This window comes from Ktedonosporobacter rubrisoli, from assembly GCF_004208415.1.
Classification (GTDB): domain Bacteria; phylum Chloroflexota; class Ktedonobacteria; order Ktedonobacterales; family Ktedonobacteraceae; genus Ktedonosporobacter; species Ktedonosporobacter rubrisoli.
Genome location: NZ_CP035758.1, coordinates 9,192,631 through 9,212,483, shown reverse-complemented (window position 1 = coordinate 9,212,483; position 19,853 = coordinate 9,192,631). Strand labels below are relative to the sequence as shown.

Sequence of the window (19,853 nt, the reverse complement as noted above, 5' to 3'; positions counted from 1 at the left end):
ATAGAGGATAGCCCATATCTCTTCTCCTTGCCCCTCAGATGTAGCACCTTTTTCTTATTGTTCCCAGCGCTTTTCTGTTCCAACAGTATACTGTCTTATAGAAAGAGAATCATCAGGAGGAGACAGGGCTTAGCAGCTATGCCCACTCCTCCAAGCACGAGGGACTTAAAAATGAATATGCTGGTGGGGAAAACTCTCGGAGGATACCGTCTTGTACGGCTCATCGAGAGCGGTGGTATGGGTGACATTTATTTAGCTCAACATGCGCGCATCGGGCGAAGAGTGGCCATTAAAGTAGTGTGTGGGGACCTGCGCTCCGTTCCTAACACCCCTGAAGGGAAGCAAGCTGCTCTAAGATTTGAGCGCGAGGCGCGTGCTGTTGCCGAATTGGAACATGAACATATTTTGCCGCTCTACCATTTTGGAGAAGAAACCGTCGAACCAGATGGACCTCCTATTACCTATTTGATCATGCCTTACATTTCGGAAGGCTCGTTATGGAACTGGCTACAGAGACGCACACAACAGTTTGGCTTTGGCTGGCCCATTTCAGCTGAAGAGGCGGGATATTATCTTACGCATGCGGCCTCGGCTCTTCAATATGCCCACGATCATGGGATTATTCATCGCGATATTAAGCCAACCAATTTTTTGATTCGGGTCGAACGCGGCGCCTTAAAAGGGGAACAATATGCTTATTTGACAAGTATCTTTCCTCATGGTCGCCCACATCTGCTACTTGCTGATTTCGGGCTTGCTGCATTCTATCGCAGCGGGCGCTCGCTGCATCGCTCTGTAGGAACACCCTTATATATGGCGCCCGAGCAATTCGATGATCCATCGCTAGCGACCTCGGTCCACGTTGGGCCATCGGCTGATCAGTATGCGCTTGCCGTGATGATCTATCAGCTCATGACTGGTCGTGCCGTCTTCGAGGGTACAGCAGCCCAGTTGTTACACCATCATCATCACACACCGCCAGTTCCGCCAAGCGTCCATAATAGTTCTTTGCCTAAAGAACTTGATGAAATCTTTTTGCATGCATTAGCCAAAAAACCAGAGCAGCGCTACCCGAATATAATGGCATTTGCACAAGCCTATGATGCGGCTCTACAGCACGCTTTGCGCTTGCGCCATGCTCAGGCTAAACAACAAAACAGCGCGGAAAAATCGCACGCGCTCCAGGCTAGCGGGAAGGCAAATATACCCGATCACCATAATGCTAGCACGCTCCCCCTGCGCGCTGCAGAGAAGGCTGTGGAAGTCGCAGAGCCTGGACAAGAGCAAAAATTGCGAGCCCCGGCTGCGCAAGTGGCAACTTTAGAGGAGCCAGCGCAGCGCAAGCAAACGCCACTTCCCAGACCCGGAAATGGCGCGACAACAGATAAACCAACCACGATATCGATGCTTACAACGGCCAAGCAACGTAGCGTTACCCCTCCACACTCGATTTTACCGCTGCTCCTGCTGCAGCGGCCATCGGTCTTTAGCGTAACGATTATCGGGCTTGTCTTTCTGTTGCTACTGACTGTAGGGCTACTCTTAATTATGCTTTTTCTGGGGCACGGCCATTAGTCGCGCACGTGCCCCAACTATATAACAACGGCGATTATTTTTATTAGAAACTCTTCATTCCCCAGGATCTGGCCCGCCTGCGCGCCTTCTGAGCCTCCTGTACGTTACCCAGGGCATCGTAGATGTCGGCTTTCAACAGCCAGGCGCGGGTATATCCCTTATCCATCTCGGTAGCCTCATGCAAGGCATCGAGGGCCGCACGATTATGGCCCAGGTGAATAAGGGCCTCGGCTTTGTTGCCCCAGGCCACAGCGCTACGTGAGTTTACCAGCAAAGCTTGTGTATAAGCTTCAACAGCACCGGCAAAATCGCGTAAGCAGGAGCGCGCATTCCCCAGACCATTCCAGGCCTGGAAGCTCTTGGGATCATAAGCCAGAGCTTGCTCGTAGGAGGCCAGGGCCTCTTCTGGCATGTTCAGATCCAGCTGAGTATCGGCCTTGCCATTCCAGGCGGCCACATGAAGCGGATTAATGCTCAAGGCCCGCTCAAAATGCACTAGCGCTTGCTGATGGCGTTCAAGGCGATTGAGCACCAGGCCAGCGCTTACCCAGACGACTGCATTGTTGGGATCGATTTCCGTGGCTCGCTGATAGGCCTCATAAGCTTTACGATAATTCCCCTGATTATAAAGTGCTGTTCCCTTTCCATTCCAGGCGTAAAAATTATTGGGGTCCAGCCGCAACACCTCTTCAAAGACCTGCAAGGCCTGAGAATAGTGCTGCTTCCTGAGCAATTGATCACCTTCGCGGCACTTCTCCCGCACGCTTCCAGTACTGATAAGCGGCTGGTTGCGCACGGAGCTCTGTTTGCTGGTTCCCATGGGAGTTACCGGCAACGAGACGCCCGTCGAGCCACGTACGGTTGGCACTACGCGCACTTCGGCTGGCGTATGCTGCTTAAGGGCGGGAATGCGCATCTTAGCGGAAGGGCGACAGGCAACCTCAAAGGCTCGCATGAACTCCAGCATATCAAGGTAGCGATCTTCAGGATGAGTGGCAAGAGCGTGCTGCAAGACAAGATCCAGCGTAGCTGGCAGTTCTGGATTTAACGCGGAGACCGGCGGCACGCTGCCACTGGCCGGATCAACTGGATGGTAACCGGTCAGCATCTCATAGAGCACGACGGCACAGCCATATTGATCGCTACGAGGATCAACGATGCCGCTCGTCTGCTCAGGGGCCATATAGCCCACGGTGCCACGCACAGTCACCGTTTGACCAAAGCGCGCTCCCGGCTCAAGTAAACGTGCAATACCAAAATCGGTGATCACCAGGCGATGGTCTTCCTGATGAACTAAAATATTTTCGGGCTTGATATCCCGATGGATAACGGGACGAGGGCGAGTATGAGCATAGTGTAGAGCATTGGCAAGTTGCGTAAAATTATGCAAGGTTTCCTGAGCTGGCAGAGGACCATTCACCTGAGCTAACCGGGTACGCAATGATCCAGCTGTATACAGTGGCATCACGAGAAAAACGCTAGGACCATCTTTCCCATAATCGAGAATAGGCACAATATTTGGGTGGTCCAGTGTAGCCGCAATACGCGCTTCACGCAGGAAATGATCGTGTTCAACAGGTGTAGTTCTGCTGGGTAACAGTACCTTGATAGCGACGTGACGAGAGAGGTTTCGATCCACTCCCCGAAATACTGCCGCATATCCGCCTTTGCTCACCAAAGCCTCTACTACATATCTACCCGCTAATGCGGTGCCTAACAATGGCAGCGCACATGCTCGACAAAACAACTCGCTGTCCCGATTATCATAACCGCAATCAACTAGATCGGCGCAGCGTCGCATTCCCTCCTCCGAGTCATAAAGACACCTTTAACAGATATCTATTCGTAGGGATACCTCGACGGCACCCACTTGCCATAGGTAGAGGCGGCAGTATTCTATATCTTTCAGTCAGGACACATATCTAGAGAGAAGAAACAGGAATACACATCGAGTTATTTTACTTAAGGCGCCTGCTAACTGCTAACACGCGCCTTTATATACATACATGCAAATGCGAGGAGTATTATACCTCAATATGACCTTTCCGTTGATCCAATGACTGTGCCCATTGCTGACATGTGAGCGCTTCCTGCTGCCGGCCTAACTTTTCCAGGACAACTGCCTTGTTATACCAGGCGTCAGGCTCTTCTGGCGCAAACGATGTTGCCTGATCCAGAGCAGCCAACGCTTCATCCAGAGACCCCAGGGCAAACAAAGAAAGACCTTTGTTATTCCAGGCTGCAATATAATGAGCATCTGCCGCCAGTGCTCGATCAAATGCAACCAGGGCCTCTTCATGACGCTTGAGCTCGTGCAATAAGCTGCCTTTATTATACCAGGCTGAGGTCAGCCCCTCATCATATTTAAGAGCTTCATCGTAGGAAGCCAGTGCTTCTTCATACCTGTGCAGGGCCGCCAGCACATTTCCTCGATTATACCATGCTCCGGCTAATGTCGGATCAAGCGAAAGGGCGCGATCGTAGGAAGCCAGCGCCTCTGGAAAGCGCATTAAATCGCGCAGATCGTTGCCTTGATCAAACCAGACAGTGGCATTGTACGCATCAAGTTGGGTAGCTTGCTCATGCAAAGGTAGGGCCTGCTCAGGCTGCTTCATGCGGCGTAAAATATTCCCCTTCGTATCCCACAGAGACGCCCGTTTATCATCGATCTCGAAGGCCCGATCAATGGCCAGCAAAGCCTCATCATAGCGCTGCAGGCTGTAGAGCGTATCGCTCATCGCCTGCCAGACATTACATTGCCTGGGATCTAATAATAAAGCCCGATCAAATGCCAGCAAGGCCTCTTCAGGGCGATTCTGCTCCGCCAGGGCCATACCCCGTCCACTCCAGGCATACACATAGTCGGCATTCAGTTTAAGGGCTTGATCATAGCATGCCATCTCCTCATCATAACGTCCCAGTTCATGGAGCACACTCCCCCGTGAGGTCCAGAGCTCTGGATTATCGGCACAGAGCGCGATAGCCTGATCATAAGCGCTAAGGGCCTCCTCTGAGCGCCCAAGATGTAGCAAGCTAGCCCCCTTCCCACTCCACGCCTCTACCATAGAACTATTATACGCCGTCGCCGCTTCATAGGCTCCCAGCGCTTCCTCATAACTGCCCTGCTCGTAGGCCTGGTTGCCTTCCATCAGCCAATCGCGTTGCCCCTGAGGTTGCGTCGTTTTATGCTTACCAGGAACAGCCATCCTCACTGTCGCATCCTCGTCGTCCAGGCCAAAAAAGGGGGTTTGCGTAGCCTTCCATATATCGCGCTGGACTTGCGCAAGGCTTTGAGCAGATGCGGTCGGACCTTGTTCATCAGTAACAGGTTCGTATTCCGACTTCACAAGAAATGCCAGTGGCCCATCTTGCCCATAGTCAACCACACGCACACTACCAGCTTCTTGTATACGAGATGAGAGAGCCACAGCCAATTCCGCGTCCTGGAGAAAATCTTCGCGCGTTTTAGCGCTCGACTCTCGTGGTACCAAAGCGCGTACTATCACCGGTTGCCCAGCATACCGGTCAATCGCCTGCAAGGTCACTGTTCCACGATCCTTGCTAGTTAGTTGTTGAATTTCATAACGTCCTTGCAGCAAAGCCCCTCTGGTAGGAATACCGCATTGGGCGCAGAAGCGAGCTTTGTCGCGATTCGCAAACCCACAGCTTCCTAAGTCCAAACACAACCCCATGACCGTCATTCCTCCATGTCCTATGCCTCGCGATTGTATATCACAGTCAGTTGGTGCCTCTACTGTATCGAAAGTGTCACTACTTTGTCAATACATTGCTCTGGCATGATGTTTGCTCTGTGACAACACGCACACTAACCAGGTCTTCTAGCTCAGGCCTGGTACCATACATGATAGATTACACCGCTTTTATCATCGCTGACGAACAGGGTACCATCGGGAGCAAAGGTTATCCCCACGGGCCGGCCCATGGCTGGTCCCTCGTTCGTTAGCCAGCCGGTGATAAAATCTTCGGCTGATCCAGCTACAGCGCCATTGTGTAATGGCACACGCACAACCTTATAACCTGTGGGTGCATTACGGTTCCAGGAACCATGAAATGCAATATACAGGCTATCCTGGTACTTTGATGGAAACTGCGTTGCCGTCTTCGGATAGAAGTCTATACCGAGAGGGGCAGAATGCGCTTGCATCTTCACGAGAGGCTGCTGTACTCCCTGACAAGCTGCAGCGCTACGGCCAAAATCGGGATCAATAATATTTCCAGCATGACAACGAGGCCAACCATAGTCCCCTTGATCTTTCAACGCATAGATGGTCTCCGGCGGCACATTATCCCCCATCAGGTCTCGCCCATTTACACTAACCCATATTTGCTGATTCCAGGGATTGACTGCCATACCAACGGCGTTGCGCAGGCCTCTTGCATATAATTTACCTTGCGATCCGTCAAGGTTATACTCCCAGACGGCTGCGCGGTGCGGGTCCTTTTCTATACATACGTTACATGACGAGCCAATTGACACATAGATATGATTATCAGGCCCGATCAGTACTGTGCGCGTAGCATGCTGTCCGCCGGCTGGCAGATCAGTGATGATACGCTCTACAGGTCCGGCCTTAAGATCTTTGCCTAACGCCATACGCGCGATACTCGTCTGCTCACCAACATATAAGTAGCCATCGTGCATGACAAGGCTTGTTGGATCATTAAGGTTACTGGCAATGACGCGCTGAGCCCCGGCTTGTTGGGGCGATGATCCCGGCAGCAGAGCCAGAATCGAGTTCGTGCCCCGATTGGCCACTAAAAGCACTCCTGCGGGTCCGATGCTCATAAAGCGGGGCATATTAAGGTCTCTGGCATAGACGCTTATCTGAAAGCCTGCCGGCAGGTTGAGGCCTGGGATACTTGCTGCAGTAGCGGCGGTGGTAGTTGAGCCGGTTGTCGGCGGATTCGGCGTTGTCGATGGCGGCTGTGACGATCGACTTGCGGAAGCACAACCAGCCAGCAGAAAAATTACCAGGCAAAAAGGATAAAGAATGCGCCTCAATGATCTTACTCCTTACTAGCTGAACTACTTCTTTGCGGAACATAACCAAAAAGAGGATTATGCAAGCTCGCTACACGCCCAGGTACACTTATTATTTCTATTTTACCAGGCTTTATTCGGCATAACGTATTACTCCTACCATTATTACGAGGCAGGTTATCCTCAGGACACCGCGAGAGACTTCTTGTTATATAATAGGGCAAGATCAGTGTTCGAGAACAAAGGGTTGACGCGTAAGTGCGTATGTGTAGTCACCCATCTCCTACATTAAATACTCCCTAAAGGACGTGTGTATATGGCTGCGTACAAAGATGTATTTGGTGCCCGTACGACCCTGGAAAGTGCTTACGGCCCTATCCGCTATTATCGGCTGGCGACTCTTGCCCAACATGGGATTCAGGGTCTCGACCGGCTGCCGTTCACAGTTAAAATTATTCTAGAAAATATGCTGCGCCATGCAGACGGTGAATTGATCACAGAAGAGGATATACGCTCGCTGGCAAACTGGGCCCCCGGCAAGGCCGGTTCAAGCAATGCCGAATATCCCTTTTTGCCTGCTCGTGTCCTGCTACAGGACTTCACGGGCGTGCCTGCAGTAGCAGACCTGGCCGCAATGCGTTCTGCGGTCGCGCGTATGAACGGCGATCCACGCAAGATTAATCCCCTCGTGCCTGCCGATCTGGTGATTGACCATTCGGTGCAGGTTGACACCTTTGGTTCCACGCTGGCATTTCAGCGCAATGTCGAGCGGGAATATGAGCGCAACAGCGAGCGCTATGCGCTGCTGCGCTGGGCCCAGGAGGCCTTTGATAACTTCAGGGTTGTACCTCCTGGCACAGGTATCGTCCACCAGGTAAACCTTGAATATCTAGCCACCGTGGTGATGACGCGAAAAGACGGCGATGAGACGATTGCTTATCCCGATACGCTAGTTGGCACTGACTCACATACGACGATGATCAATGGCCTTGGCGTTCTGGGTTGGGGCGTGGGAGGCATCGAGGCCGAGGCAGTGCTGCTTGGCCAGCCGCTCTATCTGCTCACCCCCGAGGTAATTGGTATGCGCTTAACTGGTAGCTTGCCTGCGGGCACAACTGCTACCGACCTTGTGTTGACAGTGACCCAGATGCTGCGCAAGCGCGGCGTGGTGGCCAAGTTCGTTGAGTTTACAGGTCCCGGCTTGAGTCAGCTTGGTCTTGCCGATCGCGCGACCATTGCCAATATGTCCCCAGAGTTTGGGGCAACTGCAACGCTCTTCCCGGTTGACGCAGTAACTTTAGGCTATCTACGCGATACTGGGCGCGATGCTAAGCTCGTTGAGCTGGTTGAGAAGTATACGAAGGAGCAAGGCCTCTTCCGCACCGACGAGAGTCCAGAACCACTGTTTGATGATCTGCTTGAGCTCGACCTCAGCACCATCGAACCAAGCCTGGCCGGTCCGCGCCGACCCCAGGACCGCGTGGCCCTCCAGGATCTGGGCAAGACCTTCCGTTCAGTCTACGCGGATCGCCTCAAGACCGAGCAGGCCGAAGTGGCTGCAGCAAGCAATGGCCACAAAAAGGGCGTTTCAGTAGAGGTGGGTGGCATGCAAACCCAGGTCAAGCATGGTTCAGTGGCGATTGCCGCGATCACCAGCTGTACCAATACCTCAAACCCTTCGGTCATGGTTGCCGCCGGCTTGCTGGCTAAACGTGCAGTTGAGCGCGGCCTGAGCGTGAGCCCCGCAGTCAAAACTAGCCTGGCACCAGGCTCACGCGCCGTCATTGATTACCTGAGCAAAGCTGATCTGCTTCCCTACCTTGAAGCGCTCCGCTTCCACCTGGTTGGCTTTGGCTGCACAACCTGCATTGGCAATAGCGGTCCTCTCCTGGAGCCCGTCGCTGAGGCCATTCAGGATAACGATCTTGTGGTGGCGGCGGTGCTGAGCGGTAATCGCAACTTCGAGGGCCGTATCCATCCGCAGGTCCGCGCAAGCTTCCTGGCTTCGCCGCCGCTGGTCGTCGCTTATGCCCTGGCCGGCACCGTAGATATCGATCTTACCCACGAGCCAATCGGTACCGATATCAATGGCGATAAGGTCTATCTGCGCGAACTCTGGCCCTCTCAGGAAGAGGTTCGCGAGGTCATTAGCAAATCGCTCACGCCTGAAGTGTTTGCCCAGAACTACGCCCACGTCTTTGAAGGCGATGAGAACTGGCAGTCGCTGAGCAACACAACTGGCACGCTCTTCGAATGGAACCCTGAGTCAACGTATGTGCGTGAGCCTCCTTTCTTCCAGAACATGTCAAGCGAGCCCGCGCCGGTAAAGGATATTCACGGCGCCCGCGTGCTGGTTATGGTCGATGACTCGATCACGACAGACCACATCTCGCCGGCGGGAAGCTTTGCCGCAGCCAGCCCGGCCGGTCAATACCTGCAGGAGCATGGTGTGCAGAGGCGCGACTTCAATACCTATGGTGCGCGACGCGGCAATCATGAGGTGATGGTACGCGGCACCTTTGGCAACATTCGCTTGCGCAACCGCCTGACGCCTGACAAAGAAGGCTACTATACAGTCCATCTGCCCGATGGCGAGCAAACAACCATCTATGAAGCTTCTGAGCGCTATCAAAAGGATGGTGTGCCTTTGCTGGTAATTGCGGGCAAGGAATATGGCTCGGGCAGTTCGCGCGACTGGGCGGCCAAAGGACCCTTGCTCCTGGGGATTCAGGCAGTTATCGCCGAAAGTTTTGAGCGCATTCACCGCAGCAATCTGGTCGGCATGGGCGTTCTGCCCCTCCAGTTCCGCCCAGGCGAGAGCAAAGAATCGCTAGGGCTGACAGGACATGAAGTCTATGATATTCAGGGCATCGAAGGCGAGTTGAAACCGCACAAGGAAGTCACTGTCAAGGTGACACGCGAAGATGGCTCAACCTTCACATTCCAGACCATCGCGCGCTTAGACAGCGCGATTGATGTCACCTACTATCAGAACGGCGGCATTCTGTTAGCTGTGATGCGCAAACTGCTCAAGGGCTAACATCTCTTTGCCAAAAGAGCTCCGCGCTATGCGGCAGCATAACCGGAGCTTTTTTCTTGCTTGCGACGAAACTGAATATAAAACAGAACATAGCCTGAACGTCTATTTCGGCCCCATGCCCATTGACATTGCAGCATAGCCTATTTATAGTATTTTTGCACCCTTTCTATCCATAAACATCTAATAATATGATTACCGCTTCCCCGGTTATTGAGGTAATGATAGTGTTCAAAGGGAATGACTACGTAGGCCAACAGATTAGCAATTATCGTGTAATTGCCAGGCTGGCAAGTGGTTCGTTCGGTTGTGTATATAAAGCTCAGCATACCATTCTTACAGATCGCATTGTGGCCATTAAGATGATGAACATCTCCCACCTGCAATCGCAAGAGGGTAGTGATAATTTTCTTAAAGAAGCTCGCATTCTGGAGAAGCTGAAACATAAACATATTCTAACCATTATCGATATCGGCATTCACGATGATACTCCTTATCTTATCGCAGAATATGCCTCTAATGGCTCGCTGCGTGATCGCCTGCGCGAACTGGCGGGACGTCCGATGCCTATAGACGAGGCATTGAGAATGCTCTCACAGATCGGCCAGGCTTTACAGCATGCTCATTTACAGAATATTATCCATCGCGATCTAAAGCCGGAAAATATTCTCTTCAATAAAAAAGGCGAGGCGCTGCTTGGTGATTTTGGTATTGCTACCTTCCTCGAAACTGTAAGTATGAAAAATGTAGATGCCAGTGGTACGCCGCCCTATATGGCGCCTGAGCAGTTTGAGGGCAAGGTGAGCAAAGCTTGCGACCAGTATTCGCTGGGCTGTATCGCCTATGAGCTCTTCACCGGTCGCCGTCCCTTCAACGCCAACACTGTGGTTGCCATGTGGTTTCAGCACACTATGGAACTGCCACTTCCGCCAACTCAACTCAATCCGCAGATCCCCGCCTCTATTGAGGAAGCCATTCTCAAAGCTATGGCCAAGCATCGCTCGGATCGCTTCCCCGATGTCGTTACTTTTATCAAAGCCCTAAAAGCCTCGCGCACAAACCAGGCCTCGCAAACGCGTATCCTCACAGGATCTACCTCTACTGATACAACAGAGCGGCGCATTGAACCTTCAATCGACATTTCGCGTCAGAATAAGGTGCAATGGCTCAACGAGGGCAATAGACATTTTGAAGCCAGGCGTTATGAGCAGGCCATTATGGCTTATGAATGCGCTATCCACCTCGACGCTAAATCGTCGACGGCTTACAGCCGAAAGGGCGAGGCGTTAGAGCGTCTGGGGCGCCATCAAGAAGCACTTGTAGCTTATGAACAAGCCCTCACCTGCGAACCTCATTATAAAGATGCCTGGTATCATAAGGGGAAGGCACTCTACGCGCTTCAGCGCTATAAAGAGGCGCTTTTTGCCTTCGAGCGCGCCATTCAGCTTGGCCCCAACTCAGCCATCGGCTATACAGGCAAAGGCGATGCTCTCTGGCAGCTTAAATGCCATACCGAGGCTTTACAGGCCTATAATCGGGCCATCAAGCTCGACCCCTTACATGCAGGAGCCTATAATGGCAAAGGCAATGCTCTGCGCGAATTAGGCTACAGCGAGGAAGCGCTGGCAGCCTATAATAAAGCCATGCGGCTCGATCCTCAACAAGCCACGTTTCATGATAATAAGGGCTTGACTCTTTATAACATCAAATGTTATGTAGAGGCGCTTAAAGCCCATGAGCAGGCCATCCTTCTTGCCTCCGATAACGCTACTTTCCATTACAACAAGGGCAAAGCTCTCAAAGCCCTTCAGCGCTATGAAGAGGCCCTGGAAGCCTTTAATCAGGCCATTCAGCAGCACGTGGATGGTGCCGAGATCTACAATGAACGAGGCTACACACTCTGGAAGCTCCAACGTCCGGAAGAAGCGCTTGAAGCCTTTGAGCAAGCCATCCAGCTGGCCCCAGATTCAGCAATAGCCTATCTTGGCCAAGGATATGCACTCTATGACCTCAAACGCTATAAAGAGGCCCTTTTTGCCTTTGAGCGCGCTATCGGGCTTGATCCGCAATCAGCCTCGGCCTATGTTGGCAAAGGGCACGCTCTTTTCTATCTTGAGAATAACAGAAGTGCTTTAGAAGCTTATACCCAGGCCATCGCGCTATCCCCTATGGCCGTCGCCTATAATGGACAAGGGAAAGCTCTCTACAATCTGCACCGCAGCGAAGAAGCCCTGCTGGCCTATGAAGAAGCCATTCATCTGAAACCACAATTCGCCGATGCATATAACGGCAAAGGCGACGCCTTGTGCCGCCTTAAGCGCTACCAGGAAGCCCTTACTGCCTATGAGCAGGCCATGCAGATTAATCCCGACGATGCCTGCTTTCACAATAACCGTGGCCTGGCTCTCTGGTTTCTCCAAAGGGACGAGGAGGCTCTTGAGGCCTTCGAGACGGCCATTGACTTAAATCCCCGCCTTGCCAGCTACCATTGTCACAAGGGCGATGTGTTGAGCAGATTAGAGCGCTATGAGGCAGCGCTTGCAGCTTTTGAGCAGGCCATTAGCTTATGCACAGATTGCGCTCCTGCTCACCTTGGTAAGGGAAAAGCGCTCTACAACCTGGAACGGCCTCAGGAGGCCCTGGCTGCATATGCCAAAGCCTTGCGCTACGAAGTGTCAGCTGAAAGTTATATTGGTCGCGGCCATGCACTTAATAAGCTCGCGCGCTATAAAGAGGCGCTGACAGCCTTTGAACAAGCCATTCAGCTCGATCAGCAAAATGCCATCGCCTACACAGGCCGTGGAGATAGCTTTTATGCCCTACAACGCTATGAGAAAGCTCTCGCCGCCTATGAACAGGCAGTCCAGTTCGATGCCGAATATGCGCCAGCCTTTAACGGACTTGGCAACGTTTTACAAACCTTTGAGCGGTACCCAGAAGCGCTAAGCGCTTACAAAAATGCCATAGAGATAGATCCCCGCACGCCTAATTTTCACTACAATGCAGGCCAGATCCACGATCAGCTCAAGCACAACGAGGAAGCTCTCGCCGCCTATGAGAAAACGCTTGAGCTCGCGCCAAACAACGCGCTGGCCTATATTGGCAAAGGTCGAGCTTTGTGGAAGCTCAATCGCAATGCCAAGGCCCTCAAGGCTTATGAGGCGGCGCTCGCTCTCGATCCCACTAATGCTATTGCCTGTAACGGCAAGGGTGACGCTCTTAGAGGCCTTCATCGCAACCAGGAGGCCCTCGCCGCCTATGAACAAGCTATCCAGCTGGACCCTGGAAACTCGACCTTTTATAACAATAGAGGCCAGGCGTTCATGGAACTAAAGCGCTTCCAGAACGCTCTTGAGATCTATCAGCTAGCCATTCAGGTCAACCCGGAGGACGCCGTTGCCCATAATGGGATAGGGGACGCACTTTATGCACTCAAGCGCTATAAAGAAGCGCTGGCCGCCTATGAGCAGGCCATCAAGCTTGACTCCAAATGCGCAGTTTATTACTATAATAAGGGGAATGCTCTAAAGTACCTGGGCTATGCAGAAAATATTCAGCAAGAGGCATATGAACGAGCCAGGCAGCTTGGCTACACCAATGAGCAGGGGAGCGCGCCGACGACGATGTACCGTGCCAAAATTTCCTTAAAACTGGAGACCATATAAACGCCTTTTGCCACTAAAGAGGGGAACCTTAGGATAAATGTTCTCAGCCTATTTCAAAAAGCATAGGTATGGGCTAATTGCTTGTGCGCTTATTCTTACCGCCCTGCTCCTACGCATTATATTGATCTCTTACGGCTGGCCTGAAACCAACAGCGATGAAGGGACGATGGGCATTGAGGCGCTCCATATCGCCTATCGCGGCGAATGGCCTATCTATCTCTATGGCCAGGACTATATGGGTGTGGCGGAGGCATATATTGGTGCAGTGCTATTTCAATTGCTAGGTACTTCGCTCTTCTCCCTACGTCTGGGCATGCTACTACTCTTCGCGCTCTTCCTGTTCGGCATATATTGGCTCGGCAGCCTGCTTTTCGGTAAAAGAATTGCCTTAGCCACGCTTCTGCTCCTGGTATTGGGATCACGGCACACTATGTTGCCGGAAATCATGGCCGTAGGCGGGGCTAGCGAGACGCTTGTCTGTGCTGCACTCCTCTTTTGTCTGTCCGCCTGGCTGGTATTATCAGCTGCCCGCAAACCAGGCCCGCCCAGAAGGTGGCCGCGGCTGTTAGCCTTTGCTGGCTGGGGTATGTTGGCAGGATTAGCCCTGTGGAGTCACCTACTTTCGGTACCATTTGTGATTACCAGCGGCCTTGTGCTCGGCTTTTTTTGCCGGGGCGAGCTACGTACGCTGGCCACACCTGCCCTCCTGCTCGGCCTAACCGTTGGGGCGCTCCCGCTGATCATATACAACCTTACAGTGCCTCTCGATCACAATTCGTTAGCAGTCTTCTGGAGCATCCACCATACACAATTTTCCGGCGCTCCCAGTGGCTGGCTACTGCTTCTCAAGCAGCTTGTAGGCACCATCTTTTATACATTACCTATGGCCACAGGCATGAGCCAGGTCTGCCCACTGACGTCTTTGCCCATTTATGGGACATGGAAGGCCGATAGCCTACCCTGTATGCTGATCCAGGGAGGTTGGGGAGTAGGATATCTCGTCCTATTAGGACTGGCGACACTCTCTGGCTTGAAGCCGCTCGTAATGTTATGGCGCCAGCGCCAGGCCGGGCAGCGACTCACAGAAGAAGAGCACTATATCCTCCGCCTACATATTGTTCGTTTGCTCCTCCTATGCAGCATATGGGTGACGCTTTTATCCTATGCTTCCAGCCCGATTGCAGCTGAAAAGCCATGGAGCACGCGCTATCTCGTTGGCCTTGCACTTACCTTGCCAGCAGCGCTCTCTATCCTCTTTAGCGAAATGCATTTCCCCAGCTTAAAATATCTATCGCAGAAGGGTTACCAAAAGCTTTGGCGCTGGCTGGCCAGCGGACTTATTGGCCTGACGTTGCTGGCCGGAACCATGTTAGATTTTTCCGATCTTCCACTAGCATTTGCTCATGAGCGGCAACAAACGCAGCTTATCCACGATCTCTTGCGCCGTGGCATTCGCCATATCTACTCTGGCTACTGGGATTGCGATCGCCTGATCTTTGAGAGCCAGGAGCACCTCATCTGTGGAGTTGTTGAGGTAGATTTACGTCCCGGCTTGAACCGCTATCCAGCATACCAGCATGCAGTTCAGGCCGATCCTCAGGCGGCTTACGTTTTTCCCGAGCACTCCGACTTTGCGCAGGCGTTCGCGCAAAGACAGCAGCAAAGCCATAGGCGCTATCAGCAACTTCATATAGATGGCTATATCACCTATTTACCGCTGGCTGGAAATGGCTAATTAAGGCCATAGGCAAGTATCTCTCGTCTAAATGTTAGAATGCCGTAGAGACTTGCGGCTGGACATCGCATTGTTAGCTGCCGCTCTTCGTTAGTCAGCCTGAAAAATGTGCCTGACTAACGAAGGAGCAAGGCCGATATAGGTCGTCGGAAGAAGTTGTAATAAACGCTGCTTATCTTCGGGAACGAGCTGTAAACTATTAATAAATTCTTTGATGTCCACCTCGTCATTCTCCCGCCCCCTGGTCAATTCCTTTAATTTCTCATAGGGATTATCACATCCATTTTTACGCATGACTGTTTGAATAGCTTCGCCAAGAATTTTCCAGTCATTCCCCAGCTCCTGGTGTATAAGCTGTTCATTCACCCGCAACTTTCTAACGCCCTTGATCGTCGCATCAAGGGCCAAATAGGAATGGCCAAAACCTACCCCGAGATTGCGCTGTGCTGATGAATCCGAAAGATCACGCTGGAGGCGCGAGACCATCAACTTGTTGGCCAAACAATCAAACAAAGCATTACTCAGAACGAGATTCGCCTCTGCATTCTCAAACTGAATAGGGTTGACTTTGTGGGGCATGGTAGAAGAGCCGACTTCACCCGCCTCGATGCGCTGTTGAAAATACTCGAAAGAGATATACATCCACACATCGCGGACAAAATCCAGGGTAATATTGTTAAAGCGCACGATGGCATGAAAAATCTCAGCCATATAATCATGGGATTCTATCTGGGTGGTGAGCGGATTAAAGGTCAGCCCCAAATGCTCAATAAATTGCCGCGAGATGTCTTCCCAGGGGAGTTGAGGGTAAGCCGCGATGTGAGCATTATAATTGCCAACAGCGCCATTACACTTGCCAAGATACTGCAACTGCTCGATGTGGTGGAGTTGCCGTTGCCAGCGATACACAAAAACTGCAAGTTCTTTGCCTAATGTCGTCGGGCTGGCTGGCTGACCGTGGGTATGAGCGAGCATCGCGACTGCTTTGGTTTGCTCAGCCATCTTGCTGACCAGAGCAACCATCTCAGATGCCAGAGGCAACCAGACGTTGCGCACCCCTTGTTTAAGCATTAAGCCATAGGCTAGATTATTAATATCTTCGGATGTACAGGCAAAATGAATAAACTCCTTGCACGAGGCCAGAGAGGACGAGGCTATTTTCTCTTTCAGATAATACTCAACGGCCTTGACATCATGCTTCGTCGTCGCTTCTATTTTTTTTATTTCCAGAGCTTCATGCTCATCAAAGTTAGTGACAAGGTTGCGCAAAAAATCTCGCTCGTCTGAAGTAAAAGCACGCAACTCGTGAATTTCCTCATTAGCAGAGAGATGGATGAGCCACTCGATCTCTACCATTACTCGGTATTTCATCAATGCCCATTCAGAAAAGGACTCACGTAACGCGCTAAGCTGATCGGAATAGCGACCATCCAGAGGTGAGAGCGCTGTCAATGACATAAACCAGGTAAACCTTTCTTACTACAGTAGATATGCATATTCTGTGGCCTCACCGGAAAGCTTGGCGATATTTCTCCAGGAGCGCCGAACGTTGCACATCTCTTTCTGATTGTATGACATCTAGCAGCAGAGAGCCAGCTTCATTTCCTTTGCATCTGTATAGCAGGATGGGGCTACCTATCTCCAACTTGATAAGTTAAGCGCTTAATGGCTTGTCCATGGTCTTCATTAGGGAGGCGGGCTGGCCTCCTTTTACAAAAGCTTAGCTTTGGCCTGCCCGCACTGCATACAGAGAGGGAAAAATGCTTGTCAGCAAGCTATAGGGCTGATCTCCCTTAAGCTGGCTTAGACCGCATCCGCGTTAGCGATTTTCTCTAGCTCTTCTTCCCGAGCATCCAAGGGCAGAACCTGGCAAGCCTCAGGCCTGAAGGAGAGCCTGACTTGCTGGCCCATAGCAAATCCGCGACCTTGCTGGCTTGGCACATCTGCTATCAGCGTAGAGCTATCATCTATCTTCACATGGAAGCGCGTAAAGGGACCAAGGAAGGTACGCAGCTCTATCACCCCTGCTATGCTGTTGGCAACACCATTGGCCTGCATGCCAGGACCCTCCTCAGCTGCATGGAGCGAAACTTCTTCCGGGCGAACAACGATCAGCACCCGCTCATTATCGCGCAAGCGGCTTTGCGCTAAGACATGGAACGTCTGGTTAGCTGACTTACACAATCCCTGCGCCGCCGATTCGAGCACTCCATTAAACTGGTTGCTTGTTCCTACAAATGTGGCAGCAAAGACTGTATGAGGATTCACATAGATCTCTTCGGGATGATCCAATTGCTCTATCTTGCCTTTGGCCATGACCGCGATACGATCCGAGACAGCAAGAGCCTCCTCTTGATCGTGGGTAACGTAGATCGCTGTCATCTTCAATTGCTGCTGAATACGCCGAATCTCATTTCGTAAAGAGACCCTTACCTTGGCATCGAGAGCCGAGAGCGGTTCATCCAGCAAAAGCACTTTGGGCTCAACCGCCAGGGCCCGCGCCAGGGCGATACGCTGTTGCTGACCGCCCGAGAGCTGATGGGGATAGCGCTTGCCCATTTCGCCAAGGCCCACCAGTTCCAGCAGTTCGGCGCAACGCTTCTTAATTTGCTCGCGAGGCTGCTTCTTCACCTCCATACCAAAGGCAATATTCTGCTCGGCCGTCATGTGCGGGAAAAGCGCATACGACTGAAAAACCATGCCCATCGGGCGCTTGCTGGCCGGGCGGTGAGTAATATCATCACCATCCAGCAAGATGCTTCCCTCATCCGGCATCTCAAAGCCAGCAACCATACGCAGGATCGTCGTCTTGCCACAACCGCTGGGACCAAGCAGGGTCAAAAACTCGCCCTGGTTAATAGGCAAAGCAATCTGATCCACAGCCGTCACCTGCCCAAAGCGCTTTGTCAGACCTTTAAGTTCAAGAAATGCCATACCATGCTCCTCACAAGGGATTTCTATGCTATCTTGCAGCAGCCGCCTCAACAGCGCTACCGGACCTGCTGCGGGCAAAGAGGATAATGCCGATGACGCAGATCAGGGTAAAGATAAAGCTGATAATGGAGAGCAGCGCAGCTTTATGCGCATCGCCCTGCCCGGTCTGATTAAGATACACAGGAAAGGTATACAGGCCAAACAGGGTAGCCAGCGTAAACTCACCCATCGCCGTCGAGAAGGTGAGCAGTGCGGCACTGATCACACCAGGCCAGACATTGGGCAAAATGACCGTCAGGAAGGTCTTCCACCAGCCACAGCCCAGGCTATAGGCCGCCTCAGTCAGCACGCGTGTATTGAGCGCACGTAAGCTATTATCGATCGGGCGATAGACAAAGGGCAGCGAGAGCACCACATAGGCACAGACCAGCAACTGCGGCGTATTGACAATATTAAATGGGGGATTGCTCAACAACGGGACAAGGCCCAGCGAGAGCACACCAATGAGCGGATTCGGGCTGCCATATACTTCAAGGAGGCCCAGCGACATAATGATTGCAGGAACCGCAAATGGTACAAGCGAGAGGAAATCCAGCAGTGGGCGAGCGCGTGGCAAGCGCAACTGCACCCAGTAAGCAGTTGGCGTTACCAGCACAACGCTCAATACAGTCGCCGCAAAGCCCAATTCTAGCGAAAGTAAGAGTGTGCTGGAAAAATCTTTATCGCTCAAAATATCCTGAAAGAGCTTTAAGTCCAGGCCAGAGCCGCCTGAGAGGCCAAAAACTAGCGTGGCACCAAGCGGGACAAGCAGATAAAGCATGGCCAGGACGAGAACTAGCTTATCGAAGCCAAAGCTGGCCTTTCCTGAGGAGATTTTCTGGCGCGACCCCTCCGTGACGGAGGAGCTGCCCACGGTTTTTACTTTGGTGCTCATAAACCTTGTCCTCCTACTTTCCCTGCCAGACACTGACGCGACGCAGCATAGACGTATAGAGAGATACGGCTACAAGCAGGACAATAATCATGCCAACGGCTAGCGCATTACCCAGCCCGACATCCATACCCACATTGCCCGCCACGACAAAGCTGATCAGGATGGGCACAAGATTAATGTTGCCCTGGGCCAGCGCAAAGGCAGTCGCAAAGGCCCCAAACGAGTTAGCAAAGAGCAGCATTGTTCCCGCAATGAGCGAGGGCAATAATACTGGCAAAGCCACACGTCGCCAGTACGTAAAGCTGGATGCGCCAAGATTTGTGGCAGCCTCACGCCACTCAGGCCGCAGCGCGCCAAGGGCAGGAACTGTAATCAGTATCATCAAGGGCAGCTGGAAATAGACATAGACAATGACAAGGCCCCAGAACTTATAAATACTAAACCCCAGATCGTATAGATTGACATGGAGCCAGTTGTGGAGAAGGACGGTAACAAAGCCAGTTACGCCCAACGTGGCCACAAAAGCAAAAGCCAGCGGAACCCCGGCAAAGTTTGCGGCAATACTTGAAAAACTTACGAGGAAATTGCGCAACCAGCGCGTGCGCAGATTATAGACGCCATACGCAGCGAGAAAGCCAAGCACGGCCCCAATGATCGCAGTGATAAGAGAAATCGAGATGCTGGTCTGAAACGCACGCAGATTGCTGATCTGAGCAAAGACATGTTGATAATTAGCCAGGGTAAAAGCTCCACTATCGTTGAGAAAACTACCCTGAATGATCACAATGGCCGGCAACACCTCAAAGAGCAAACAAAAGAGTAAAAATGGTACCAGACCTAGCCAGCTCGTCAACGTATAACCCCAACGCCCACGGCGCGTTCCTGCTTCCTTTCCCGGCGTGGCTTCTCCGACCTCATCGGCTGCTGGTAGTTGCATTGCTCCACCTCCAGAGTGTAATTGATGGTAGGCG

11 protein-coding genes are annotated in these 19,853 nt (G+C 52.1%); 4 read left to right on the top strand and 7 right to left on the bottom strand.

Annotated elements, in window-relative coordinates; translation table 11 throughout:
• Positions 1–171 precede the first annotated feature (171 nt).
• Positions 172–1,575 (top strand): serine/threonine-protein kinase, encoded by a 1,404-nt coding sequence (locus EPA93_RS39755; protein ID WP_165423713.1) that lies wholly within the window; start codon positions 172–174, stop codon positions 1,573–1,575.
• Positions 1,576–1,618: 43 nt separating this feature from the next.
• Here EPA93_RS39755 and EPA93_RS39750 read toward each other — a convergent pair whose 3' ends face one another.
• The 3 genes from EPA93_RS39750 to EPA93_RS39740 form a co-directional block, all read right to left on the bottom strand.
• Positions 1,619–3,376 carry a protein kinase domain-containing protein gene (locus EPA93_RS39750; protein ID WP_129892844.1) on the bottom strand — a complete coding sequence of 586 codons (1,758 nt, stop codon included), beginning with the start codon at positions 3,374–3,376 and terminating at the stop codon, positions 1,619–1,621.
• Between the two features lie 223 nt (positions 3,377–3,599).
• Positions 3,600–5,267 (bottom strand): tetratricopeptide repeat protein, encoded by a 1,668-nt coding sequence (locus EPA93_RS39745; protein ID WP_165423712.1) that lies wholly within the window; start codon positions 5,265–5,267, stop codon positions 3,600–3,602.
• A gap of 152 nt (positions 5,268–5,419) precedes the next feature.
• Positions 5,420–6,598 carry a PQQ-dependent sugar dehydrogenase gene (locus tag EPA93_RS39740; RefSeq protein WP_129892842.1) on the bottom strand — a complete coding sequence of 393 codons (1,179 nt, stop codon included), beginning with the start codon at positions 6,596–6,598 and terminating at the stop codon, positions 5,420–5,422.
• A gap of 295 nt (positions 6,599–6,893) precedes the next feature.
• Between EPA93_RS39740 and acnA the strand changes: the two genes are divergently transcribed.
• The 3 genes from acnA to EPA93_RS39725 all read left to right on the top strand — a co-directional run bounded on the left by acnA (position 6,894) and on the right by EPA93_RS39725 (position 15,014).
• Entirely contained in the window at positions 6,894–9,617 is a 2,724-nt protein-coding gene (acnA, locus tag EPA93_RS39735) for an aconitate hydratase AcnA (RefSeq protein ID WP_129892841.1), read from the top strand.
• Positions 9,618–9,805: 188 nt separating this feature from the next.
• Positions 9,806–13,279, top strand: coding sequence for a serine/threonine-protein kinase (locus EPA93_RS39730; protein WP_129892840.1), 3,474 nt, complete (start codon positions 9,806–9,808; stop codon positions 13,277–13,279).
• 37 nt (positions 13,280–13,316) lie between these two features.
• Positions 13,317–15,014, top strand: coding sequence for an ArnT family glycosyltransferase (locus EPA93_RS39725; protein ID WP_129892839.1), 1,698 nt, complete (start codon positions 13,317–13,319; stop codon positions 15,012–15,014).
• Between the two features lie 90 nt (positions 15,015–15,104).
• Here the strand turns inward: EPA93_RS39725 and purB are convergent, their stop codons facing one another.
• From purB to EPA93_RS39705, 4 genes are all read right to left on the bottom strand, one after another.
• Positions 15,105–16,472 (bottom strand): adenylosuccinate lyase, encoded by a 1,368-nt coding sequence (gene purB, locus EPA93_RS39720; RefSeq protein ID WP_129892838.1) that lies wholly within the window; start codon positions 16,470–16,472, stop codon positions 15,105–15,107.
• A gap of 345 nt (positions 16,473–16,817) precedes the next feature.
• On the bottom strand, positions 16,818–17,948 hold the full coding sequence (locus tag EPA93_RS39715; RefSeq protein ID WP_129892837.1) for an ABC transporter ATP-binding protein: 1,131 nt from the start codon (positions 17,946–17,948) through the stop codon (positions 16,818–16,820).
• 28 nt (positions 17,949–17,976) lie between these two features.
• Positions 17,977–18,882, bottom strand: coding sequence for an ABC transporter permease (locus EPA93_RS39710; RefSeq protein WP_129892836.1), 906 nt, complete (start codon positions 18,880–18,882; stop codon positions 17,977–17,979).
• A 13-nt stretch (positions 18,883–18,895) separates the two neighbouring features.
• Positions 18,896–19,819 (bottom strand): ABC transporter permease, encoded by a 924-nt coding sequence (locus tag EPA93_RS39705; RefSeq protein WP_129892835.1) that lies wholly within the window; start codon positions 19,817–19,819, stop codon positions 18,896–18,898.
• Between the last annotated feature and the right edge of the window lie 34 nt (positions 19,820–19,853).

Excerpts from the sequence above, each read along its gene's own strand:
- EPA93_RS39705 (WP_129892835.1), bottom strand. The coding sequence starts at position 19,819 with ATGCAACTACCAGCAGCCGATGAGGTCGGAGAAGCCACGCCGGGAAAG.
- acnA (WP_129892841.1), top strand. The coding sequence starts at position 6,894 with ATGGCTGCGTACAAAGATGTATTTGGTGCCCGTACGACCCTGGAAAGT.
- EPA93_RS39755 (WP_165423713.1), top strand. The coding sequence starts at position 172 with ATGAATATGCTGGTGGGGAAAACTCTCGGAGGATACCGTCTTGTACGG.
- EPA93_RS39715 (WP_129892837.1), bottom strand. The coding sequence starts at position 17,948 with ATGGCATTTCTTGAACTTAAAGGTCTGACAAAGCGCTTTGGGCAGGTG.
- purB (WP_129892838.1), bottom strand. The coding sequence starts at position 16,472 with ATGTCATTGACAGCGCTCTCACCTCTGGATGGTCGCTATTCCGATCAG.
- EPA93_RS39730 (WP_129892840.1), top strand. The coding sequence starts at position 9,806 with ATGATTACCGCTTCCCCGGTTATTGAGGTAATGATAGTGTTCAAAGGG.
- EPA93_RS39725 (WP_129892839.1), top strand. The coding sequence starts at position 13,317 with ATGTTCTCAGCCTATTTCAAAAAGCATAGGTATGGGCTAATTGCTTGT.
- EPA93_RS39745 (WP_165423712.1), bottom strand. The coding sequence starts at position 5,267 with ATGGGGTTGTGTTTGGACTTAGGAAGCTGTGGGTTTGCGAATCGCGAC.
- EPA93_RS39750 (WP_129892844.1), bottom strand. The coding sequence starts at position 3,376 with ATGCGACGCTGCGCCGATCTAGTTGATTGCGGTTATGATAATCGGGAC.
- EPA93_RS39710 (WP_129892836.1), bottom strand. The coding sequence starts at position 18,882 with ATGAGCACCAAAGTAAAAACCGTGGGCAGCTCCTCCGTCACGGAGGGG.